This window comes from Staphylococcus sp. IVB6181, assembly GCF_025561445.1.
GTDB classification, from domain to species: domain Bacteria; phylum Bacillota; class Bacilli; order Staphylococcales; family Staphylococcaceae; genus Staphylococcus; species Staphylococcus simulans_B.
Map to the genome: position 1 here is coordinate 1,274,960 of NZ_CP095096.1, position 25,222 is coordinate 1,300,181.

The window sequence follows — 25,222 nt, forward strand, 5'->3', positions numbered from 1 at the left end:
AGGACAAGGTGATTATTTATGGCTAAATCAAATAACTTCTTAAAAGCAGTACTAGGAATCGGCGCAGCAGCAGTTGCTGTAGCGTTAAGCAGAAAAGAAAGCAGAGATCGTTTAAAACAAGAATATGATAAATACAAAGAAAACCCTGAATCATATAAAGAAAATGCTAAAGAATTAGCAAACCAAGTTGCATCAAAAGCAACTGAAACTTTCAACGAAGTAAAACAAGATCCTAAAGGTTATGCTGAAAAAGTAAAACAAGATCCTAAAGGTTTCTTGCAAGAACAAAAAAATCGTTTCTCTAATTCAGGAGATGCGCCATCACCAACATTAAAAGATGTTAAAGGTTCAGATGAAGCGCAAAACAACATCAGAATCGTTACTGATGAAGATTTAAAACAAAACGAAAACAAAGATTCTAACGACAACAAATAAGACAGTTTTTATTTTAAGTACCTTAGCGGATTCGCTAAGGTGCTTTTTTGATACCAAAAATTATTTTTGTGTTTTAAGGCTTGCAATGACAACAATTTTGAAAAGTTGACAGAAAATTTATGGGGTTCCTACTGTTGTTTAAGAATCAGTTAGGGTAAAATAAATAGTGAACTAAAAAACGAGAAGGAAGTTGATCACGAATGTGGAAAGAAAAAGTGCAAGAATATGAAGATCAAATTATTGCTGATTTAAGCGGCTTACTATCCATTGAAAGTGTAAGAGACGATAGTAAAGCAACATCTGATGCACCAGTCGGTCCGGGTCCAAGAGCGGCACTTGATTATATGTATCAAATTGCTGAACGTGATGGATTCACTGTCCACGATGTCGATCATATTGCAGGCAGAATCGAAGCAGGTAAAGGAGAAGACTTATTCGGTGTATTATGCCATGTCGACGTAGTACCTGCAGGCGAAGGTTGGGATACTCCGCCGTTTCAACCTACTGTAACTGATGATGCAATTATCGCACGTGGTACTTTAGATGATAAAGGACCTACAATCGCAGCTTATTATGCTGTTAAAATCTTAAATGAAATGAATGTAGATTGGAAAAAACGTGTGCATATTATCATCGGTACAGATGAAGAATCTGATTGGAAATGTGTCGACCGTTATTTCAAAACTGAAGAAATGCCGGTATTAGGTTTTGCGCCTGATGCTGAATTCCCAGCAATTCATGGTGAGAAAGGGATTACTACTTTCGACATCAAATTCAATGCTGATGCTGCTTCTGATGATGAAGCGGAAGTGACACTTTTATCACTTGAATCAGGTCAACGATACAATATGGTTCCTGATGAAGCAGTGGCAAAACTTAGTGTTAAAACAAGCAATTCTGATGTAACAGAACGCTACCAGCAATATCTGGAAGCGCATGAATTAACAGGCACAAGCGAATTAGAAGGAGATACATTAGTACTACGTTTAAAAGGTAAAGCCGTACATGGTATGGACCCTTCAATCGGACTTAATGCAGGGTTATATTTAATTCACTTTTTAAACGGCTTGGAATTAGATGCAAACGCTGCAAAATTTGTGGATTTAAGTGAACGTTATTTATTTGAATCACACTTCGGCGAAAAAATGGGCATGAAATTCCATACCGATAAAATGGGAGACTTAACAACTAACATCGGTATTATTTCTTATGAAAAAGGAAAAGGCGGCGAATATGGTATTAATTTGCGCTACCCAGAAGGATTTGAATTTGATGAAGCTATCGAAGGCTTTAAACACGAAGTAAATGAATTAGGATTCGAACTTGAATTAGGCAAAGTACAACGTCCTCATTATGTTGATAAAGATGATCCGTTTGTACAATCCTTAGTTCAAGCATATCGCAACCAAACAGGCGATATGACTGAGCCATACACAATCGGCGGAGGTACTTACGCACGTAATCTAGATAAAGGCGTAGCATTCGGAGCGATGTTCAGCGACTCAGAGGACTTAATGCATCAAAGAAACGAATACATCACTAAAAAACAATTATTTAATGCTACAAGTATTTATTTAGAAGCATTGTACGCATTATGTGTGGAGGAATGACTATGACGAATAAAGTGTTGCTAAACGGCCGATTTGTAGAGGAACAAGAGGCACTTGTGCCATATAATGACAGAGGTTATAACTTCGGAGACGGTATTTATGAATACATCCGAATTTATGATGGACACTTCTTTACTTTACAAGAACATTTTGAAAGATTTTTAAGAAGTGCATCTGAACTGAATATTGATTTAGATGAAACAATCGAATCACTTACAGAAAAAGCAGAAGCACTTGTTAAAGAAAACAACGTAGAAAACGGCGGCGTTTATATGCAAGTGACACGCGGTGCAGCACCGCGCGACCATGCGTTCCCAGGTCCGGACGTCAAACCGCAAATGATGGCATTCACAAGAAGTTACGGCAGACCGTTAGAAGCATTAGAAAACGGAATCAACGCTGTAACAGTTGAAGATATCCGCTGGTTGCGCTGCGATATCAAAAGCTTGAATTTGCTTGGTAATGTATTATCAAAAGAATATGCTGTGAAATATAATGCTTCAGAAGCAATCCAACATCGCGGCGAAACTGTCACTGAAGGTGCATCAAGCAACGTATATGCAATTAAAGACGGTGTGATCTATACTCATCCGACTGATAATTTCATCTTGAATGGTATTACTAGAAAAGTAATCAAACGTATTGCAAATGAGCAAAACATCCCATTCAAAGAAGAAACATTTACTGTAGATTTCTTGAAACAAGCGGATGAAGTAATTGTTTCAAGTACTTCAGTTGAAGTGATGCCGGTAATTAAATTGGATGGAGAAGCGGTTGGAAACGGACAAGTCGGTCCAATTACACGCCAATTGCAAAAAGGATTTGAACAAAAAATAAATGAGAGTCATTAATTTAGTGATTTTTACCAACTGACATTAAATTTATGGTATAATTTTTAATTGTCGCCGCTAAAAAACTGAAATGTTTTCATTAGCGAATAAGAAAGTAAAATGTGTCTTTTTGTTTCTCATTTTTGGTTGAAAAGAAATGTTAAAAATTATAGAATTAACAATGAGTGCTACGAACGGATAATTGTTAAAAATTGGTAAAAGAAATGTAAAATATGGCTCTTGATCTACGATTCTAGAGCCATTTTCTAATTGAAAGCGAGGTGAACGTGTTGGAGCAGTTCTATCAGTTAGGATGGACTTTAGATTCTGCTGGAGGAGCTTCCGGAGAGGCTTACATGGCTGAACAAGATGGCCAAAAGCTGTTCTTGAAAAGAAACTCAAATCCATTTATAGCAGCATTGTCTGCTGAGGGTATTGTCCCTAAGCTAGTTTGGACGAAACGAATAGAAACAGGGGAAGTTGTCACAGCGCAGCATTGGAAGAATGGCAGAGAATTAACATTCGAAGAGATGACACAAACAAGAGTTGCCAAGCTGTTGAAGAAAATTCACAGCTCAAAAACATTGTTAACAATGTTAAAAAGAATGGAAATGGAACCAATCACACCTGACATTCTTTACAATAAAATCAATACCTCGCTTTCAAGACAAGTGCTTTCGCATCATGTCATACGAAAAGCTTTGACTTATCTTGAAGAACACAAGCCTCATTTGGACCCTCGCTTTTATACAGTTGTTCATGGTGATGTGAATCATAATAATTGGTTACTATCAGATCGAGATGAACTTTATTTAGTAGACTGGGAAGGCGCAATGTTAGCAGATCCGGCCATTGATATTGGAATGCTGCTTTACAATTACGTTCCTCACAGCGAGTGGTCAGAGTGGCTAGAAAAATACGGCTGTAAAGAGTCTATTGATTTAAGCAAGAGAATGAAATGGTATACAGTGATACAAGCAATCGGTCTTGTAGAATGGTCTGAAGAACAAAAACGCTTTAAAGATATGAATATTTGGCTGAAATTCTTAAATGAAGTAATGAACAGCAACGTATTTATTTGAGGAGACAAATTAAATGAGATTAAGAAATAAACCTTGGGCAGAGGATTATTTGCGCAAACATGATAATGTGGTAGATATAGACGGCACACATGCTGGCGAGATGTCTGCTTGGTTCGATAAAGAACAGCCGATTTATATCGAAGTCGGTTCTGGAATGGGGCAGTTCATTACTGAACTTGCTGCCTTGCATCCGAATATCAATTTTGTTTCTTTAGAAAGAGACAAGAACGTCATGATTCGTGTTTTAGATAAAGTACTGGAAAAAGGCTTAACTAATATTAAATTGATCTGCAATGATGCAATGGAACTGACAGATTACTTTAAAGAAAGCGAAATTGATCGCATTTATTTAAATTTCTCAGACCCATGGCCTAAGAAACGTCATGCAAAGCGCAGATTGACGTATCACACATTTCTAGCGTTGTATAAAGCAATATTGAAAGCAGAAGGCGAAATTCACTTTAAGACAGATAACAGAGGGTTATTTGCTTATAGTTTAGAAAGCATGTCCCAATTCGGCATGTATTTTACAAAAATCAACTTGAATCTTCATGATGAAGACGATGAAGATAATATTGAAACTGAATATGAAAGAAAATTTGCGGACAAAGGTTCTCGTATTTACCGAATGGAAGCAAAATTTCATCAATAAGCACTGCATTCTTATGAATGCAGTTTTTTTATGCGTTGATAAAGTTTGAAAATACGCAATAATCGCCCTATACTTATACTATATAACTGAACGTAAGGGTGATGCAGGTGAAATTTGGTAAATACGAATTGCATTATTTAAATGGCGGAATGACAAATATGGATGGCGGTACGATGTTCGGACCTGTACCAAAACCATTATGGGAAAGAAAAATACCGGTTAATGACAAAAACCAAGTTCCGATGACAACACATCCTATTTTAATTCGTACCGGCGAACAGAATATCCTTATTGATACAGGGCTTGGAGAAGGAAAACTTACAGACAAACAAAAACGCAATTTCGGGGTTGAGAATGAAAGCCTTGTTGCTCAAGATTTGAATAAGCTGGGTCTTAAGCCGGAAGATATTGATATTGTATTAATGACGCATTTGCACTATGATCACGCTTCAGGATTAGCAGATTTAGACGGCAATGCAATATTTAAAAATGCAGTACATTATATTCAACAAGATGAATGGCATGAATTTTTAGCACCAAATCTTAGAAGTAAAGCTACATACTGGCCGATGAATCGAGGCGATTACCAAAAGCGCATGATTTTATTCGAAGACGATATTGAAGTCGTGACTGGTATTCATATGTATCATACAGGCGGGCACAGTTTCGGTCATAGTATTATCACGATTGAGACTGAGGGAGAAAAGGCAGTACACATGGCTGATATTTTCCCATCTCATGCGCATTTAAATCCGTTATGGGTAACTTCTTACGATGATTATCCGATGCAGTCTATAAGAGAGAAAGAAAGATGGCTGCCTTGGCTGATAATGCAGGATTATTGGTTCTTATATTATCATGATGCTGCGTATTTTGCGGTAAAATTTGATAAAGGCGACCATTCCATCAAAGCAGCGGTTGAGCGAAAATAGTAAAAAAAGCATTTAAAGGGTGGAAAGGTTAGAAAAGGGCATAAAAAAACAATGTTTCCGTTTTTTCGGAAACATTGCAGCAATAAGTATGCATACCAATATCATTAAACTTCTTTTATGTTAATGATTTTACCATTTGCGGCATCGGCGATGAATTCATAATTACTAACTTTGCCGCGGTTTTCAGTTGTTACACCGCCGCGATAGATTTCGTATTGAATCCCGTCTTGTTCAAATGGTTGAGGTTCTGAGACAATGTATGACCCTGTGACATTCATGAAGTAGCTTTTTACTTCTTCAATCAGCTTTTGAGGGTTATACTTTTTAGTGCCTAAAATAGTGAGGTAAGCTATTACACTGCCCAATAAAACTGTAATTGGTAATACTATCAATAACAAAATTTTTCTTCGAGACATCTCAATTTATACCTCCACTTACGTTATATTAATATTCTACCATAACAATAGGGAGATAATGAATTATTAAGGAGCGATAACATAATGGAAATTGCAAGACAAGATACTTTAAAACATATTAAAACTTTAACAGAATTTCATGGTGCCCCAGGTTTTGAACAAGATCTTAAAGCGTACATAAAACAACAAATGGCGCCCTATGCGGATACATTTATTTATAATCATATGGGCGGATTTTATGCAGTTAAAAAATCAAAAAAAGAAAATGCGAAAAAGGTTATGGTCGCAGCACATATGGATGAAGTAGGTTTCATGATTACAGATATTACAAAAAACGGTATGCTGCATTTTACAAACATAGGAGGCGTTGCTGCTGATATTTGGCAAGGACAACGTTTAAAAGTCAAATCACGCAAGAATGAAATCATTACTGGTGTAGTTGCGAGTATTCCAAAACATTTCAGAACAGGAAATGAAGGACAGCCGCAGATTAAAGATTTGATGTTAGATATCGGCAGTGATTCAGCTGATGAAGTCAGAGCGAGAGGTATTGAAATCGGAGATTCAATCGTACCTGATACTGAATTTATTCAATTATCCGAGCATCGCTTTGCTGGTAAAGCATGGGACAATCGTTATGGTTGTTTATTGGCTATTGAAATTTTAAAATTATTTAAAGACCAAGAACTTGATGTAGATTTATATGTCGGAGCAAATGTTCAAGAAGAAGTTGGTTTAAGAGGTGCCCGCGCAGCAGCTGAACAAATCAATCCAGATATCGCATTTGTGGTAGATTGTTCGCCAGCGAATGATATGAAAGGTGTACAACAACTGTCAGGCCAATTAGGCGGCGGTACTCTAATTCGTATCAAAGACGGTACAATGATTCTGAAACCGGCATTTAGAGACTACTTATTAGAACAAGCTCAGCAACATGATATTAAAACACAATATTACATTTCTCCTGGCGGTACTGACGGCGGTGAAATTCACAAAGCCAACATTGGTATTCCAACTGCGGTTATAGGTGTGTGTGCAAGATATATTCACAGTTCTGACTCTGTATTTGATATCAGAGATTATTATTCTGCCAGAACACTGCTCAAAGCATCTATTTCTGCATTAGATGATGAAACAATCGAACATTTACAACATTCATAAAATATAAGAAAGAAGTGAAGGATTTATGAAACAATTAGAATCAGTAGAAGCATTTAATGAATTGAAAGAGGGTAAAACCATCTTTATGTTTACAGCAGATTGGTGCGGCGACTGTCGTTTTATCGCACCTAGACTTCCAGAATTAGAAGAAAAACATCCTGAGTATACATTTGTTTCTGTAGACCGTGATCAATTTATTGATTTAGCTGCAGAACTCGGTATTATGGGTATCCCAAGCTTTTTAGTTTATGAAAATGGCGAACAAGTGGGAAGCTATGTAAGTAAAGACAGAAAAACAATTGAACAAATAGATGAATTTATCGCGAATATTTAAATAAAAATACCCTTAGGAAATTAACATTTTTTCTGTTCCTAAGGGTATTTTTACGGTAAACTATAAAAAGGTATGTAATTAGGAGTGTTAATTATGAATGTCTTTCAAATGAGAGATAAATTAAAAGAACGTTTAAACCATTTAGACGTAAACTTTACATTTAATAGAGAAGAAGATACCTTGCGCATTGCACGTAAAGATAATGGGAAAGGTGTAACGATTAGATTAACACCCATCGTTGCAAAATATAACGATCACAAAGAGAAGATTGTAGATGAAATTGTTTATTATGTTAACGAGACAATTCATCAAATGAGCGATCAAGCACATCAAGATATGAAAGATTTAAAAATTATGCCTGTCATACGTGCAGCAAGCTTTGAAAAAGAAACAAAAGAGGGCCATCCGTTTGTAATCGATAAACATACAGCAGAAACTAATGTTTATTACGCATTAGATTTAGGAAAGTCCTATCGATTAATCGATGAATCAATGTTAAAACAATTAAATGTCACGGCTCAGCAAATTAAAGAGATGGCATTATTCAATATCAGAAAATTAGATACGCCTTATAAAACTGATGAAGTTAAAGGCAATATCTTCTATTTCATTAATACCAATGATGGATATGATGCAAGCCGCATTCTCAACACACCATTATTGAATCAATTTGAAGAAAAGTGCGAAGGCGAAATGTTAGTAGCCGTTCCCCATCAAGATGTTTTGATTATTGCTGATATCAGAAACAAAACAGGCTATGATGTTATGGCACATTTAACTATGGAATTCTTCACAAACGGTCTTGTACCGATTACTTCATTGTCCTTAGCTTATGAAAAAGGACACTTTGAACCTATCTTTATTCTTGCGAAAAATAATAAAGATAAAAAAGGAAAAAGTCCTAATGTGGTTCAAGAATTAAGCGCAGTTAAAGATAATAAGAAAAATGACAAGAAATAAGGAGATCATACTATGAATTTATTTTATAACTTAAACGGTGTTGGAGATGTAGCATTTTTACAAGTTGAACCTGCAGAAGGCGACTTTGAATATACGACACATGGCGATGTTGTCAGAATTACTTTAGACAATAAAGCAGTCGGTTATAATATCTTTAATGCTTCTAAGCATTTATCAATTGAAGGCAACGGCTTTATTAAATTAACACTTGAATTATTAGAAAGTCTACAAAAAGTTCTAGCAGATGCAGGTGTTGAAGATCAATTAGATTCAGATTTATCACCTAAATTTGTAGTAGGTTATGTTAAAACAAAAGAAAAACATCCGAATGCGGATAAATTAAGCATCTTAAAAGTTGATGTCGGAGACGAAACACTGCAAATCGTTTGCGGTGCACCAAACGTTGAAGCTGACCAAAAAGTGGTTGTTGCTAAAGTAGGTGCTGTAATGCCGAGCGGTATGGTAATCAAAGATGCTGAACTTCGCGGTGTACCATCAAGCGGTATGGTGTGCTCAATGAAAGAATTGAATCTGCCGAATGCACCGCAAGAAAAAGGTATTATGGTTTTATCTGATGATTACCAAGTTGGGCAACCATTTTTCGAAGAATAAAATGATTGGAAGGAAGTGACATTATGAACTGGTTTGATAAATTATTCAGCGATGAAGACGAAGAAGAAGTCTATCAAAGAAAATACAGCCAACGCAGACAAAAGTTAGAAGAAAAGGAACGTCACCGTCATGCATTGCTGCCAGAAAATAATGATATTTACGAACGTCCAAAAGGTAATTTCAGATTTCCGCTGCATGTCAATGATGACGATAATCAAAGTGATGAATCAGAGACAGCATCCAATCATTCTGAACCAGGTTATGAACAAGCAGCACATTCTGAAGAAGCTGCTTACCAAAAGCCCGACCATCGCCGTCATAGAAGACGACGTACATTTCATGATGATACACAAGAAGATAGTTCATTTCGAACTACACGCAGTTCACGCAAGTCATCACAAGCGACTGCACAGCGCACACAACCTGCATCAGAACTGCCGAAAAGAGAAAACCAAAGCAGACGTGTGCAAAATTATTCTACACGCTATGATACAAAAGATATCTATTATAAAAGCGGAGAATTTAAAGCAGAAGAAGTACCTTCGGCAATTTTCGGCACGAAAAAGCGTCATCCATTAGAAAACGGTGTGATTCAACGTTCAAATCAACCATCTGAAGAAACACCAAAACAACAAGGCAAGATTCCGACAGATCCTTTAAATGGTATGAGAAAAGCTCAAGTTGATGCACAGACTGAAATGCATGAATCTAAAGATGAAAAGCATGAGTCAGCAAAAACACATACTAACAATGCGAAAACAAATCGTACACCTAATTATTCTAAGGCAGATAACACGATTAACATCAATAATATTTATGCTTCTCAAATCGTTGAAGAAATCCGCCGCGAACGTGAACGTAAAGTCTTGCAGCGTAAAAAGTTCAAAGAAGCACTGCAGCAAAAGCGTGAACAAGAAGATACAAGCTCGATTCAAAAAGCCATTGATGATATGTATGCTGAACAAGCTAAACAGTATGTCCAAGATCCTGTTTTCCAAGAAAACGGCTTTGAAAAAGAAAAAGAGATGGAAGCTGAATCAGCTCAACAAGAAACACCAGCTGAAACAGAAGAAACTAATCAGTCTGAAACACCATCTGAGGCTGATGTATCAGCTTCACATCCTTCAGATGAAAATAAAACTTCAGAAGAACCGCAAGATGCCTTTGATTATGAAGAGGTAGACTTGAACCAAGTTCATAGTGTGCAAACATTAAATGAAGAAGATGTTAAAGTGGTGGATGATGAACCATTTAAAGCACAAAACGTTTCAGACGAAGTGTTAACAGAATCTGATGCATCATCTGAAACTCAAGAAACAGAATCTCAAGTTCAACCAGAAGTAGCAGATGCGCAATATACTGAGTTAGAAGCATCAGAAGAGGATAGTGACGCAGAAACACAAGCAGCTGCAGAGGCAGAAGCTGAAACTGCGGAACTTGAAGATGAAACAGAACCAGCAACATCTTCTGACGAAGAAGATATTGATACAACTGAAACTTCAAATACAGAGCATGTATCACAAGAAGATAATCAAGAAACACATGAACCTGTGTTAGCACCTGACAATAAAGAAGATCAATCACAATTTATTTCAAACACAGATGAATCAGAAGCAGTGTCAGAACATAAAGAAGAAAAACCGAATTATGAACCGCAGCTTAAACCAGATACACCTGTATCAAATGAGACAGAAGCACAGCCGAAAGCAAATGATGAAGATGTATCAGAAACACACACTGCAGACGATGTACAAGATAATGCTGAAACATCATCTGAAAACACGGCTTCACAAGTATCTGAACAGGCTTCAAAAGCTGAAGAAAAGCCGAAGGTTTCAAAACCAATTCGTAAAGGTGCAAAACCATTCAATGTGATGATGACGCCATCAGACAAACGCAGAATGATGGATGCGCGTAAACGAAAAGCTGAACCTGTATTAAGACCTGATGACAAGGATAAGTCAACTCAAGAACAATCAGCACAAGAAACAGACAAACAAACAGAAACACCACAAGCTGCACAACCGTCTTCTGAAACACAAACGCATCAAACTGAAGACAAAGACCAGCAAGGTGAACAAGGTCATATCACGACAAGTGTGAATACACAAAGAACAACACAAAATGGCGAACGTCATGTTCAAAACAGAGCACAAGAAGCTCAACAGGAGCATACACATGTGCATGGCCCTAAAGCAGTTTCTGTAAATGCGTCAAATGAACAACATCATGAAGGTATTCGCAGAGGACCTAACCTGAAATTACCGAGTCTAAATCTTTTAGACGAACCGGAAGTGCATGAAGTCGACCAAGAGTGGATTGATGAGAAGAAACAAGAACTTAATGATGCGTTCTTCTATTTCAATGTACCGGCTGAAGTTAAAAATGTTACGGAAGGTCCAAGTGTGACACGCTTTGAATTATCAGTAGAAAAAGGTGTGAAAGTTTCAAGAATCACTGCTTTGCATGATGACTTGAAGATGGCGCTTGCGGCTAAAGATATCCGTATAGAAGCACCGATTCCTGGTACAAGCTTGGTAGGTATAGAAGTACCGAATGTATCTCCTACTAAGGTCAATTTAAAATCAATCATTGAAAGTTCTAAATTCAAGAATGCGGAATCTAAATTAACCGTAGCAATGGGTAATCGTATTAATAATGAGCCATTATTAATGGATATTGCGAAAACACCGCATGCCTTGATTGCAGGGGCAACAGGTTCAGGTAAATCAGTATGCATTAATAGTATTTTATTATCATTACTGTATAAAAATCACCCTGAAGAATTGAAGCTGCTGCTGATTGATCCGAAAATGGTTGAACTTGCACCATATAACGGATTACCGCATCTGGTTTCACCGGTTATTACTGATGTCAAAGCAGCTACACAAAGTTTAAAATGGGCTGTAGATGAAATGGAAAAACGCTATAAATTATTTGCGAAATATCATGTGCGCAATATTACAGCGTTTAATAAAAAAGCACCATATGAACACCGATTGCCGAAAATCGTCATTGTTATTGATGAGTTAGCAGATTTAATGATGATGGCACCGCAAGAAGTAGAACAATCTATAGCAAGAATTGCGCAAAAAGCACGTGCTTGCGGTATTCATATGCTTGTCGCAACACAACGACCATCTGTAAATGTAATTACAGGATTAATCAAAGCGAATATTCCAACTCGTATCGCATTTATGGTATCATCTAGTGTGGATTCTAGAACGATACTTGACAGCGGAGGCGCAGAACGTCTGCTTGGTTATGGCGATATGCTATATTTAGGTAATGGTATGAATAAACCAATCCGTGTACAAGGCAGCTTCGTTTCGGATGAAGAAATAGATGCAGTCGTTGATTTTATTAAAGAACAACGCGAACCTGAATATTTATTTGAAGAGAAAGAATTACTAAAACAAACAAAAGCGCAGCCGAAAGACGATTTGTTTGATGATGTGTGCAGATTTATGGTTTCAGAAGGCAATATCTCTACATCATCTATCCAACGCCACTTCCAAATCGGATACAATAGAGCGGCACGTATTGTTGACCAATTAGAAGAATTGGGATATATCTCAGGTCCAAACGGTTCTAAACCACGAGAAGTTTATTTAACTGCAGCTGAAATTAATGAGGAATAAGAAAGAAGGAGTTTAAGTATGACACACTATCATTTTGTCGGAATTAAAGGTTCTGGTATGAGTTCGTTGGCTCAAATCATGCACGATTTAGGCCACGAAGTTCAGGGCTCCGACATCGACCAATATGTGTTCACTGAAGAAGCATTAAGAAATAAAGGGGTTAAAATCTTACCTTTTAATCCAGATAACATTCAAAAAGGCATGGTTGTTATTCAAGGCAATGCCTTTTCAGATAAACATGAAGAAATTGTACGTGCAAAAGAATTAGGACTAGAAATTATCGACTATCCAACATTCTTAGGACATGTGATTGAACAATATACATCTGTTGCTGTGACAGGGGCTCATGGTAAGACTTCTACAACAGGACTGCTTTCGCATGTGATGAATGGAGATAAAAGAACTTCTTTCTTAATCGGAGATGGCACAGGCTTAGGAATTCCTCAAAGTGAATATTTTGCATTTGAAGCATGCGAATACAGACGTCACTTCCTAAGTTATCACCCTGATTATGCGATTATGACGAATATCGACTTTGATCATCCTGATTACTTTAAAGATGTTGATGATGTTACAAGTGCTTTCCAAGAAATGGCGCATAACGTTAAAAAAGCTATCATTGCGTGGGGCAAAGATGAGCACTTGCGTAAAATCAAAGCAGATGTACCGATTTATTACTATGGATTAGAAAAAGATGAAGATATCTATGCAGATAATATCCAAATTACTGAACATGGTACACAATTCGACGTATATATCGATGGAAAATTTTATGATCAATTCTTATCACCGCAATATGGTGATCATAATATTTTAAACACACTTTCTGTAATCATGGTTTGCCACTTAGAAGGCTTAGATGTTCATAACATCAAAGAAGCATTAGAAACATTCGGCGGTGTAAAACGTAGATTTAATGAAACAAAAGTTAATAATCAAGTAATAGTAGACGATTATGCCCACCATCCTAGAGAAATTAATGCTACAATTGAAACAGCAAGAAAAAAATATCCGCATAAAGAAGTAGTTGCTGTTTTCCAACCGCACACTTATTCAAGAACGCAAGCATTCTTAAATGAATTTGCTGAAAGTCTGAATAAAGCGGACCGTGTTTACTTATGTGATATTTTCGGTTCAATTCGTGAACATGAAGGCAGCTTAACGATCCAAGATTTAATTGATCGCATTCCAGGTGCGCAATTAATCGGGGAAGATAATGTTAATATCTTAAAATCATTAGATGGCGCAGTTATTTTGTTTATGGGTGCAGGAGATATCCAAAAAATCGAACGTGCATATTTAGACAATCACGGCGTTACTAGTGAATTTTAATATGTTTATGTTAGAATATATTTGGGTATTATGAAAAAATAAGACATAAGCAATTTAGGAGGCGTTTTTAATGGATTGGATTTTACCTGTAGCTGGTTTAGTTGCAGCTATAGCATTTTTAGTATTAGTAATCGGTATTGTAGCTGTCCTATTCTCAGTTAAGAAAAACTTAGACTATGTGGCTAAGACTCTTGACGGAATTGAAGGACAAGTACAAGGTATTACAAGAGAATCAACTGATTTACTTCATAAAGCTAACCGCTTAACTGAAGATATTCAAGATAAAGTGGACCGCTTAAACTCTGTAGTTGACGGAGTGAAAGGCATCGGTGACTCTATCCAAGACTTAGATGGATCAGTGGACCGAGTAACTAACTCAATTGCACATAACATTTCTCAAAACGAAGACAAGATTTCACAAGTCATCCAATGGTCAAATGTTGCAATGGAAATTGCTGATAAATGGCAATACAGAAAGCAACGCAGAGAAAGTGCAAACTACAGAGGCTAATAAGGCATTATTGAATTGATACCTTATCAGTCAGCTCACATTATCAATTAATAGACGAACAAATTGCACTTAAATGAGGTTAATCAACTTTGTTTAAGTGCTTTTATTTTACTAGGAGGCAAATACATGAGAAAGAAAAACGATGAAGCAAAATTAGAGATTTATGAAGTCGAAGCAATGTCTGATACAGTGCGCAAAGACTTTGTATACGGATTTATTGCAGGTGCATTTATCGGTACAGCAGCAGGATTCGTCATCAATCAAGTGAAACGACGCAAAGCAATCGAAAAACAACAAGAACTGCAAGTACAACAAGAATCAGATGAAAATAAAGCATCTGTCAAAGATAAAGTGGCAGCTCAAACTGACGCATTAAAAGCGAATGCGCAAAACCAATTGCAAGATATTAAAGATAAAGCGCAACAGCTTAAATCAGATGTAAGACAGAAATTCAACAAAGATGAACAAGAAACAGATCCGAAAGCTTTAAGAGCTGAAAAACAAGCGATTCGTAATGAAGCAGCTGCACATGATTTATCTAATGTGTCTCCAAAAGCTCAAGAAGCACAAGTGGATAACAATCCATTAAAATCATCTCAATCAGTAACAACACCTGCACATGAGTTCACAGCAACAGGTATTGCCAAAGCAGCACATGACAAGGCAAAATTAATTGAAAATGATAACACAGTGGCAGCAAAAGTTGCTGAACTGTTCAAAGCAAGCCCAATCAAATCAAGTGCTTATGCAACAGTTCCGGTATTAGTTTCAGCAGCCGCTGCAACAGCTGCAGTTAAAAAAGCAGATACTAAAGATGCTAAGAAAGCAGACAAAGCAGTTTCAAAACCAAAAGATGCTGAAAAACGTACTAACCAAACACACGAAAAAGCATCATTTGATAAAGGTGTTATCACGCATGATAAAGCAACAGCTAATCATTCAGCGGATGAATCTAAAGCACCAAAAGCATCAGACAAAGTAGTAACTAAAACAGTCAACAATACAACAACTACAAAATCAGAAACAACAAAAACGACGAACACACCTAAGAAAAAGCCATCATCAACAACTAAAACTGCGAAAGCAGCTTCAGCAAAAGATGCTACAAAAACAACAACAAAGACAACTAAGCAGCCAGCAGCTAAAGGCAGCAAAACAACAACACAAAAAACAACAACGAAAACAACTAAGTCAGCCGGCAGCAAATCAAATGCAAAATCAAGCAGCCAGCCAAAAGGGGAAACAACTAAGAAGAAAATAGAAAAGAAAACATTCGATAATAAATAATGTCTCTCAAGAAGGTCAACCTTGTTCTTTGAGGTTGATCTTCTTTAATTATTAATGAACTTGGTAACATCATTGTAAGAAAATTAAAAATAATCAAATAAGTTAAGAAAATTGGATGAACCTACTTGATAAATTTGGAACTTCTTGCTAGAATTACTGATAAATTCAATTTTTTATCGCTTTAAAGTGTAATAAGTTGGATGCAAATAATTACATAGAGGTGACCAGTAATGAATAAATTAGAACAGTACAGAAGTGAAATTCAAGACATTAACGAACAAATTTTAGATTTACTAGAAAAGCGTGGTAATTTAGCGCAAAAAATCGGTGAAGAAAAGCGTAAACAAGGAACAAACGTTTATGATCCTGAACGTGAAAAAGAGATGTTGAATGCTTTAATCGAGAAAAATAATGGTCCATTTAACGACAATGTAATTAAACAATTATTCAAAGAAATATTTAAAGCATCCACTGACTTACAAAAATCAGAAAACGAAAAACATCTTATTGTTTCAAGAAAATTAAAACCGGAAGATACAATCGTTCAATTTGATAACGGCGGTATTATCGGCGATGGCAATAAATCATTCATCTTCGGACCATGTTCAGTTGAATCACAAGAACAAGTGGACGCTGTAGCACAGGACTTGCAAGGCAAAGGCTTGAAATTCATCCGAGGCGGCGCATTCAAACCGCGTACTTCTCCATATGACTTCCAAGGCTTAGGTTTAGAAGGCTTGAAAATCCTTAAAAATGTGAAAGATAAATACGACTTGAATGTTGTAAGTGAAATCGTAGCACCTTCCGACTTCGAATTAGCAGATCAATACTTAGATGTGTTCCAAATCGGAGCGCGCAACATGCAAAACTTCGAATTATTAAAAGAAGCAGGACGTACAAACAAACCAATCTTATTAAAACGCGGTATGTCCGCAACAATCGAAGAATTCATCTTTGCGGCTGAATACATTGCATCTCAAGGTAACCAAAATATTATCTTATGCGAACGCGGTATCAGAACTTACGAAAAAGCTACACGTAATACATTAGATATTTCTGCAGTACCTATTTTAAAACAAGGTACACACTTACCTGTAATGGTCGATGTTACACACAGTACAGGACGTATAGACATCATGCTTCCGACAGCAAAAGCTACTTTAGCGGTTGGCGCAGATGGGGTTATGGCAGAAGTACATCCAGACCCTGCAGTAGCATTAAGCGACAGCGGACAACAAATGGATTTAGATCAATTCGATAAATTCTACAACGAATTGAAACCATTAGCTGATATGTACGATAATAATCAATTACGCTAATCAGATAATTGAAATTAAGCCTTCTCGGTCAATGTAATTTTTGTTGACCCAGAGGGCTTTTTGATGTGGTAAAATAAATATTCAGTGACAAAACAGTGACATCAGAAACTTTTATTTTGAGTTTTTAACGATTTATGGTAAACTTTGAAAATGTTATGAAAACTTATTATAATAGTGTTTGAAACGCTTTCAGAAAGGGTGAATAATATGACCGTTACGATTTATGATGTTGCAAGAGAAGCGCGTGTTTCTATGGCGACAGTCTCTCGTGTTGTGAATGGCAATCAAAATGTCAAACCAGAAACAAGAGATAAAGTAAACGCAGTCATTAAAAAGCTGAACTATAGACCGAACGCAGTTGCCAGAGGTTTAGCAAGTAAAAAGACAACAACTGTCGGAGTTATCATTCCAGATATCTCAAATGTCTATTATTCTCAATTAGCTAGGGGCCTTGAGGATATTGCGACAATGTATAAATATCATTCTATTATCTCAAATTCAGATAATGATACTGAAAAAGCGAAAGAAATCTTTAATAATCTTTTAAGCAAACAAGTGGATGGTATTATTTTCCTTGGCGGCACATTAGATGAAGAATTAGAATCTATGATTGAAAATTCTTCGATTCCTGTAGTTGTTTCAGGTACAAGCGATGACGACAATAAAGTTGCTTCTGTCAACATCGATTATAAACAAGCTGCTGCTGAAGTAACGAATCACTTGATTGAATCCGGTGCAGAAAAATTTGCCTTTGTTGGCGGCAATAACTCAGAAAAAGCTGAGAATGACGTGTTATCCGGATTAAAAGATACATTATCAGAACACGGCTTGAATTTAGATGACAAACTTACATTCAGAGGTAAAGAAACGTATAAAGACGGACTTAAAGCTTTTGAAGAAATCAAAGACTTAAAACCAGATGCAGTATTATCTATCAGTGACGAACAAGCTATCGGTATCGTGCATGCGGCTGAAGATGCGAATGTTAATGTGCCTTCAGACATGCAGATTGTCAGCTTTAACAATACACGTCTTGTAGAAATGGTACGCCCGCAATTATCAAGCGTAATTCAACCGCTTTATGACATCGGGGCAGTAGGTATGCGTTTACTTACTAAATATATGAATAATGAAACAATTGAAGATTCAACGGTCATTTTGCCATATCGCGTAGAATATCGCGGAACAACGAAATGATAATTAAAAATGTCTGGAAAAGCAGTGCAATATGCAGCGTGCCTCCAGACATTTTTGTTTTGTCTCAAGTCTTTAAAACCAGCTGGCGACTTGATTAGCATGTTTTAAATTTTTCTCAGTAATTTCTTTAGTTCTTGGTATCTCCATATAATCTAAACGCTGGTCATCCCAGGTCGTCGGCAGGTCTGTCGGACAATACTGTTTCCATTTGTCGACCCAATCTTTCGGCAGATCGCCATGTTGAATCGGGACATCCATTAAGCTTAAAAAGACATGGCTCCATGCTCTCGGCACAACACGCCAGATATTATAACCGCCGCCGCCGAACATTAAAACTTTGCCGTCGGTATATTCATCAGCAAGAGACTTAATGTAATAGGGGACAGCGTTTAAAGAATCGAGTGTGCAATTCATATGTGTGAGCGGATCTAAGTAATGAATATCAACACCATGCACGCTTAAAATGATGTCAGGCTGATATGACTGAATCACAGGTGTAACAGTGCGCTTGAAACAATCGATATAAGAAGCGTCTTCTGTATAAGGTTCTAACGGTACATTTACAGAATAGCTGAAACCTTGTTCTTTACCGCGTTCTGTATAATGGCCAGAACCAGGAAAGAGAAATTTGCCTGTTTCATGAATAGAATAATTCAAGATTTCATTTTGTGTATAAAAGCTCCATTGCACACCGTCCCCATGATGTGCATCTGTATCAATGACCATGACTTTCATATGATACTTCTCTGAAAGATATTTTGCGGTAATAGCGACATCATTATAGATACAAAATCCATTGGCTCGCCCAGGCAATGCATGATGCAGACCGCCCCCTAAATGACAGCCGTTTTTGACTTCGCCGCTGACTATCATATCTGCTAATTTCAATGCGCCGCCGACAATGCGTGCACTGTGCTGATGCATATGTTTGAATTGTGAAGTATCTTCGTTCGCAAATCCATATTTTTTAGATTCCACTTCGCTGAGAATGCCGCGGGATGCGTGTTTGATTGCATTGACATAATCATACGTGTGAATCAATGTGAGTTCTTCATCTGTGGCGATTCTTGGTGTGATAATTTGGCTTGAATGCAGCAAGCCGGCATCAATCAAGAGTTCCGTCGTCAGCTTTAAGCGCATCTGATTGAAAGGGTGGTCGTTGCTGAAGCGGTACTGCATTAATTGATTGGAATAGACATACCCCGTTTGTTTATAACTTTGACTCATATCATTCTCCCCTTTAGTAGAAGAAGCGGTTCATGAAGCGAATATCATCAAACGCTTCCATCTGGTCTAATGTAATGCGCGAACCGATTCTTGCCATTAAACAGTTTGCAGGATGACCCGCAATTTCAGGATCATCTGTCGCAAAGATTTCTAAACCTCCATGCGCCATCAGTTTCTGCATTAATTTCTTATATTCGTATACATCTAATTTCGAATTCTTTAAATCCCAATGCCAATAATATTCTGTCGTAAGGACGATATAGTCTTCGAATTCATCCTCGCTCAGACTGAGTTTAATCAATTCATTGCCTAAACCCGTGCCTCTGTGCGGCAAGGCGATTTCAACTGCCCCGAGTTCAATTAAATAGGGCAGATTACCTGTCGACCATCTTTCTAACGGATCAGGATAATGGTAAGTAACATAGCCTACAATTGTGTTATCTAAGCGCAAAACATAAATGCGTCCTTCAGGCAGTTCACTGATCTCTTGAATGGCTTCAAATTGTTCTATCGGCCTTCTAAACGCATCTAACCCGTCATCATAATACATTTGTTCTAGTTGTTTGCGTGGTACAGGGCCTTCAATGACATACGTAGTATCGTTGCGTGTATAGGTATTTTTGACATACGTTTTGACATGTTCCATATTGCCACATCCTTTTTTATATTCTTCTTAGTTGTAATGTGTAATTCCGATTTTGAAGTAAATTGATATAAATCTACGTATTAATTCTTATTATAATAGTTTTAAGCAATAATTTACACACAAATCAGAATTATCGCAATAATTTTTGAATAATGGGTATAACTTTTGTATAATGGTTTTTGAAAACGATTTCAAACGAAGGGGGCAATTCAAATGAAAGTCGATATTTATAAAGGGGGAGAAGGTAATTACAACCTTCAAAACTACGAAGAAACATATAATAATTTTGACTGGAAGGAAGTAGAGAAAGCATTCTCTTGGTACGAAAGTGGAAAGGTCAACATGGCTTATGAATGTATTGATCGTCATGTAGATAATGGTCTCGGGGATAAAACGGCCTTAAACTACAAAGATGCGAAAAGTAAAGAAAGCTATACATTCAAAGAAATGCAGGAACTGACAAATAAAGCAGCCAATGTCTTAAAAGATGAAGCCAACGTAGAAAAAGGGGATCGTGTCTTTATCTTTATGCCGAGAACACCGGAACTTTATTTCGCATTCTTCGGAATTTTAAAATTGGGTGCAATTGTTGGTCCGCTATTCGAAGCGTTTATGGAAAAAGCAGTCGCAGACCGTTTAGACAATAGTGATGCGAATGTAATCGTTACGACGAAAGATTTAAAATCCAGAATTCCGAAAGATGATTTACCGAAGTTAGAAAAAATCGTCGTTGTTGATGAAAATGGTGATGTTGAAGAAGAAGATGTAGACTTCAACAAAGCACTCAAAGATGCGAGCGATGAATTTGATATTGAATGGTTAGACCGCGAAGATGGTTTAATCTTGCATTATACTTCTGGTTCAACTGGACAGCCAAAAGGGGTATTGCATGTCCAAGACGCAATGATTGTACATTATATTTCTGGTAAATATGTATTAGACTTGCAAGAAGATGATGTTTACTGGTGTACTGCAGACCCAGGCTGGGTAACAGGTACATCTTACGGTATTTTCGCACCATGGTTAAACGGTGTTACAAATTGTATCGCAGGCGGTCGTTTCTCACCAGAAGCTTGGTACGGAATGATTGAAGAATTCGACGTTACAATTTGGTATACAGCACCGACTGCACTGCGTATGCTTATGAGTGCGGGTGATGATATCGTGAAGAAATACGATTTATCATCATTACGCGAAGTATATTCAGTAGGTGAACCGCTTAACCCTGAAGTAATTAAATGGGCGAAAGAAGTGCTAGGCCATACAGTACTTGATACTTGGTGGATGACAGAAACAGGCGGTCATATGATTGTCAACTATCCTTCAATGGACGTGAAACTCGGTTCAATGGGTAAACCATTGCCAGGTATTGAAGCAGCGATTGTAGATGACCAAGGCAACGAGCTGCCGCCGAATCGCATGGGCAACTTAGCCATTAAAAAAGGCTGGCCGTCAATGATGCGTAAAATCTGGAAGAATCCAGAAAAATATGACTCTTATTTCATCGGCGATTGGTATGTTTCAGGCGACTCTGCTTACCAAGATGAAGATGGCTACTTCTGGTTCCAAGGTCGTGTGGATGATGTCATTATGACAGCAGGAGAACGTGTCGGACCATTCGAAGTAGAGTCTAAATTAGTAGAACATCCAGCAGTGGCTGAAGCAGGGGTTATCGGTAAACCTGATCCGGTCCGCGGTGAAATCATCAAAGCCTTTGTCGCTTTAAATCATGGTTATGATCCAAGTGATGAAGTAAAAGAAGACATCAGAAAGTTCGTTAAAAACGGATTATCTGCACATGCAGCACCAAGAGAAATCGAATTTAAAGAAAAATTACCTAAGACACGTTCTGGTAAAATCATGAGACGTGTATTAAAAGCTTGGGAACTTGATTTGCCTGAAGGCGATTTAAGTACTATGGAAGATTAATTCCCTTTTCTGCCATAATATATTTCTAATTGAATAGGCAATCAATCAAAGCGGTATCGGGATGTTGTTTAAAGCATTTCGGTACCGCTTACATTATTGAAATATAAAGGGTTTTCATAAAATAATATCTACGATTTTTGTAAAATTACCAAAAAAGTATGAATACTAAAATAATATAGATGAATATGTTCGACATTAAATCTATATTTCGATATGATTGATGATGTAAAAGGTTTTCATGCAGTTGAAACAAGGTCTGTTTGTGATGCTTCATTGAAAAGTGCTTTCGTTTATGAGGGAGCTTCAGTACTGCTGCTATGAAATAAAACAAAGAGACTGTTGCGCAACTGTAAATAAAATACTTAATAAGGGGCTGAATGAATTGAGTCATTTATCAGATTTGGATATTGCTAATCAAGCAACATTACAACCAATTAAAGAAATCGCGGAAAAGGTTGGTATTCCAGAAGATGCTTTAGAACCTTACGGTCACTATAAAGCTAAAATTGACATCAACAAATTAGAAGATAAAGGGGAAAAAGGTAAAGTAGTTCTTGTTACTGCAATGAGTCCTACACCAGCAGGTGAAGGTAAATCAACAGTTACAGTTGGTTTAGCGGATGCATTCCACGAATTAGGCGAAAATGTCATGATGGCATTACGCGAACCTGCATTAGGTCCAGTCTTCGGTATTAAAGGCGGTGCAACAGGCGGCGGATACGCACAAGTATTGCCGATGGAAGATATCAACTTGCACTTCAACGGCGACTTCCACGCAATCACTACAGCAAACAATGCTTTATCAGCATTCATCGACAACCATATTCACCAAGGTAACGAATTAGGTATCGATCAACGCCGTATCGAATGGAAACGTGTTCTAGACATGAACGACCGTGCTTTAAGACAAGTTGTTGTAGGTTTAGGCGGCCCGACACAAGGTGTACCTCGTGAAGACGGCTTCAACATTACAGTAGCATCAGAAATCATGGCAATTCTTTGCTTAAGCACAGGCTTAAAAGACTTAAAAGAAAGCATTGCGAATATTACAATTGCTTATACTCGCGATCGCAAACCAGTTACAGTTAAAGACTTGAAAGTTGAAGGTGCGCTTGCAATGATTCTTAAAGATGCAATCAAACCTAACTTAGTACAATCAATCGAAGGTACGCCTGCATTAATCCACGGCGGACCATTCGCAAACATTGCACACGGCTGTAACTCAATCTTAGCTACTGAAACAGCACGTCAATTAGCTGATGTAGTTGTGACAGAAGCTGGTTTCGGTTCTGACTTAGGTGCTGAGAAATTCATGAACATCAAGTCACGCAAAGCTGGTTTCGAACCTAGCGCTGCAGTAGTTGTTGCGACAGTTCGTGCATTGAAAATGCATGGCGGCGTAGCAAAAGACGACTTGAAAGAAGAAAATGTACAAGCGGTTAAAGACGGACTAGAAAACTTAGCACGTCACATCAGAAACATCCGTTCATTCGGTGTTGAACCAGTAGTTGCATTAAACGCATTCGTTAATGATACAGATGCTGAAACAAAAGTTGTTGAAGACTGGGCAAAAGAAAACAACGTACGTATCGCTTTAACTGAAGTATGGGAAAAAGGCGGCAAAGGCGGCGTTGAATTAGCTAAACAAGTGAAAGAAGTTATTAATGAAGACCAAGACTTCAAAAACACTTATGAACTTGACGAACCAATCGAAGAAAAAATCGAAAAAATCGTTAAGAACATTTATGGCGGTAATAAAGTAACATTCACAAGCAAAGCCCAAAAACAATTGAAACAAATCAAAGACAACAGCTGGGACAACTATCCAGTATGTATGGCTAAAACACAATACTCATTCTCTGACGACAAAGACTTATTAGGTGCACCAAATGACTTTGAAATCACAATCAGAGAATTACAAGCGAAAACAGGTGCAGGCTTCATCGTTGCATTAACTGGTGCAATTATGACAATGCCTGGACTTCCTAAAAAACCAGCTGCATTAAACATGGACGTAACTGAAGACGGACATGCTAAAGGATTATTCTAATTCACAATAGAACTTAAAATAATCTAAAAAACGACCCTAAAGTTGTGCGTGATGATACGCTCAGCTTTAGGGTTTTTTCGTCATTAAATGTGAAACAATATCGTATTTTTCTGCTTTTTTAAATGCCTTTTCGGAAATTTCGCCTTCAACACGCATTCTCCATAAAACATAATGTTGGCGTCGTAATCCGATTTTCAGTTCGTCTTTTGGTTTTAACGTTCCGTCTGCTTCATAAGGTGTATATGTGTAAGGACTTTGTACTAAACCGACTAAATAGGCAGCCTCAGGCAGATTGACCTCGCTCGGCGGTTTGCCGAATAAGCTGAAGGAAGCGGATCCGATACCTGTAATATTATCCCCGTTATAGTCGCGGCCGAATGGGACGATGTTTAAATACGTATACATGATTTCTTCTTTGGTCAAGATACGTTCAAGTTTTAAAGCCAGAACAATTTCATTAGCTTTGCGGTTATATGTTTTATCATTGTTCAGCACTTGATTTTTAATGACTTGCTGCGTGATCGTACTGCCGCCTGAAGAAACTTCTGTTTCGAAAATATCTTGATAAATTGCTCGAAGCAATGCTTTAGGCAAGATACCGTCATGTTTTAAATACAAAGAATCTTCCGATGCGATCAATGCCTTCGGTATTACAGCATTCACGCTTTTCGGTCCCACAAGCAGAGGGTTATTAGATGCATCATATTGTGTTAAAAAATCTTTTTGACTATAATCTATATGTTCATCGCCAGGTACATTTAAAACTGCGCGCTTCAATTCAGCGTCTGATAAATTTTCTGAATCAGAGGTCATGCTCATGAAGAAACCAATCAAAAGTCCGGTCGATAAACTGATTATTAAAAGAATAATAACAAATAGGATGACAAAGAAATGTTTGGTCCGCTTATACCATTTTTCAAAGTAATGTAATGGGGGAGAAGCGGCTGTATATGTTGTTTGAGTATGTTTCATATTTTGCCTCCAATAATTAACAATAGTATAGCATAATTGTATTCAAGTTGACTTTAAAAAAACTGTTGATTATAATGAAATCAAATT

22 protein-coding genes are annotated in these 25,222 nt (G+C 37.3%); 18 read left to right on the plus strand and 4 right to left on the minus strand.

What is annotated here, in order from left to right; translation table 11 throughout:
• The first annotated feature begins 18 nt into the window (after positions 1-18).
• From MUA90_RS06265 to MUA90_RS06290, 6 genes are all read left to right on the plus strand, one after another.
• The gene (locus MUA90_RS06265) at positions 19-435 is read left to right on the plus strand and encodes a YtxH domain-containing protein (protein WP_114603130.1); all 417 of its coding nucleotides are present in this window, start codon (positions 19-21) and stop codon (positions 433-435) included.
• Between the two features lie 200 nt (positions 436-635).
• A complete protein-coding gene (pepV, locus tag MUA90_RS06270; RefSeq protein ID WP_114603131.1) occupies positions 636-2,045 on the plus strand; it encodes a dipeptidase PepV in 1,410 nt (469 codons plus the stop codon).
• A gap of 2 nt (positions 2,046-2,047) precedes the next feature.
• Entirely contained in the window at positions 2,048-2,896 is an 849-nt protein-coding gene (gene dat, locus MUA90_RS06275) for a D-amino-acid transaminase (protein WP_105992521.1), read from the plus strand.
• A gap of 269 nt (positions 2,897-3,165) precedes the next feature.
• On the plus strand, positions 3,166-3,957 hold the full coding sequence (locus MUA90_RS06280; RefSeq protein ID WP_162912131.1) for a phosphotransferase family protein: 792 nt from the start codon (positions 3,166-3,168) through the stop codon (positions 3,955-3,957).
• Between the two features lie 13 nt (positions 3,958-3,970).
• Positions 3,971-4,609, plus strand: coding sequence for a tRNA (guanosine(46)-N7)-methyltransferase TrmB (gene trmB, locus MUA90_RS06285; RefSeq protein ID WP_114603132.1), 639 nt, complete (start codon positions 3,971-3,973; stop codon positions 4,607-4,609).
• A gap of 107 nt (positions 4,610-4,716) precedes the next feature.
• A complete protein-coding gene (locus MUA90_RS06290; protein WP_262588714.1) occupies positions 4,717-5,541 on the plus strand; it encodes a YtnP family quorum-quenching lactonase in 825 nt (274 codons plus the stop codon).
• Positions 5,542-5,645: 104 nt separating this feature from the next.
• Here the strand turns inward: MUA90_RS06290 and MUA90_RS06295 are convergent, their stop codons facing one another.
• Entirely contained in the window at positions 5,646-5,957 is a 312-nt protein-coding gene (locus MUA90_RS06295; RefSeq protein ID WP_105992525.1) for a hypothetical protein, read from the minus strand.
• A gap of 84 nt (positions 5,958-6,041) precedes the next feature.
• Here MUA90_RS06295 and MUA90_RS06300 point away from each other — a divergent pair, with 84 nt between their 5' ends.
• The 10 genes from MUA90_RS06300 to ccpA all read left to right on the plus strand — a co-directional run bounded on the left by MUA90_RS06300 (position 6,042) and on the right by ccpA (position 18,311).
• Complete coding sequence (locus MUA90_RS06300; RefSeq protein WP_262588715.1) at positions 6,042-7,118, plus strand: M42 family metallopeptidase; 1,077 nt, start codon at positions 6,042-6,044, stop codon at positions 7,116-7,118.
• 25 nt (positions 7,119-7,143) lie between these two features.
• Positions 7,144-7,452, plus strand: coding sequence for a thioredoxin family protein (locus tag MUA90_RS06305; protein WP_114603135.1), 309 nt, complete (start codon positions 7,144-7,146; stop codon positions 7,450-7,452).
• 93 nt (positions 7,453-7,545) lie between these two features.
• Positions 7,546-8,412 carry a DUF1444 domain-containing protein gene (locus MUA90_RS06310; RefSeq protein ID WP_105992528.1) on the plus strand — a complete coding sequence of 289 codons (867 nt, stop codon included), beginning with the start codon at positions 7,546-7,548 and terminating at the stop codon, positions 8,410-8,412.
• A 12-nt stretch (positions 8,413-8,424) separates the two neighbouring features.
• On the plus strand, positions 8,425-9,024 hold the full coding sequence (ytpR, locus tag MUA90_RS06315) for a YtpR family tRNA-binding protein (RefSeq protein ID WP_262588716.1): 600 nt from the start codon (positions 8,425-8,427) through the stop codon (positions 9,022-9,024).
• Between the two features lie 23 nt (positions 9,025-9,047).
• Complete coding sequence (locus MUA90_RS06320; protein WP_262588717.1) at positions 9,048-12,665, plus strand: DNA translocase FtsK; 3,618 nt, start codon at positions 9,048-9,050, stop codon at positions 12,663-12,665.
• An 18-nt stretch (positions 12,666-12,683) separates the two neighbouring features.
• Positions 12,684-13,997 carry a UDP-N-acetylmuramate--L-alanine ligase gene (gene murC / locus MUA90_RS06325; RefSeq protein ID WP_114603138.1) on the plus strand — a complete coding sequence of 438 codons (1,314 nt, stop codon included), beginning with the start codon at positions 12,684-12,686 and terminating at the stop codon, positions 13,995-13,997.
• Between the two features lie 70 nt (positions 13,998-14,067).
• Positions 14,068-14,508, plus strand: a complete 441-nt coding sequence (locus tag MUA90_RS06330; RefSeq protein WP_105992532.1) for a DUF948 domain-containing protein — start codon at positions 14,068-14,070, stop codon at positions 14,506-14,508.
• Positions 14,509-14,634: 126 nt separating this feature from the next.
• Complete coding sequence (locus MUA90_RS06335) at positions 14,635-15,795, plus strand: hypothetical protein (RefSeq protein WP_262588718.1); 1,161 nt, start codon at positions 14,635-14,637, stop codon at positions 15,793-15,795.
• Between the two features lie 230 nt (positions 15,796-16,025).
• Positions 16,026-17,114: a bifunctional 3-deoxy-7-phosphoheptulonate synthase/chorismate mutase gene (locus MUA90_RS06340; protein WP_262588719.1), complete on the plus strand. Its 1,089-nt coding sequence runs from the start codon at positions 16,026-16,028 to the stop codon at positions 17,112-17,114.
• 207 nt (positions 17,115-17,321) lie between these two features.
• A complete protein-coding gene (gene ccpA / locus MUA90_RS06345; protein WP_114603141.1) occupies positions 17,322-18,311 on the plus strand; it encodes a catabolite control protein A in 990 nt (329 codons plus the stop codon).
• A 72-nt stretch (positions 18,312-18,383) separates the two neighbouring features.
• Here ccpA and MUA90_RS06350 read toward each other — a convergent pair whose 3' ends face one another.
• Positions 18,384-19,538: an acetoin utilization protein AcuC gene (locus MUA90_RS06350; protein WP_262588720.1), complete on the minus strand. Its 1,155-nt coding sequence runs from the start codon at positions 19,536-19,538 to the stop codon at positions 18,384-18,386.
• Positions 19,539-19,551: 13 nt separating this feature from the next.
• Positions 19,552-20,184: a GNAT family N-acetyltransferase gene (locus tag MUA90_RS06355; protein ID WP_262588721.1), complete on the minus strand. Its 633-nt coding sequence runs from the start codon at positions 20,182-20,184 to the stop codon at positions 19,552-19,554.
• Positions 20,185-20,397: 213 nt separating this feature from the next.
• Here MUA90_RS06355 and acsA point away from each other — a divergent pair, with 213 nt between their 5' ends.
• Both acsA and MUA90_RS06365 read left to right on the plus strand, forming a co-directional pair.
• On the plus strand, positions 20,398-22,113 hold the full coding sequence (gene acsA / locus MUA90_RS06360; protein ID WP_262588722.1) for an acetate--CoA ligase: 1,716 nt from the start codon (positions 20,398-20,400) through the stop codon (positions 22,111-22,113).
• 382 nt (positions 22,114-22,495) lie between these two features.
• Positions 22,496-24,163 (plus strand): formate--tetrahydrofolate ligase, encoded by a 1,668-nt coding sequence (locus MUA90_RS06365; protein ID WP_262588723.1) that lies wholly within the window; start codon positions 22,496-22,498, stop codon positions 24,161-24,163.
• A 66-nt stretch (positions 24,164-24,229) separates the two neighbouring features.
• Here the strand turns inward: MUA90_RS06365 and MUA90_RS06370 are convergent, their stop codons facing one another.
• The gene (locus MUA90_RS06370; RefSeq protein WP_262588724.1) at positions 24,230-25,135 is read right to left on the minus strand and encodes a biosynthetic peptidoglycan transglycosylase; all 906 of its coding nucleotides are present in this window, start codon (positions 25,133-25,135) and stop codon (positions 24,230-24,232) included.
• Positions 25,136-25,222 lie beyond the last annotated feature (87 nt).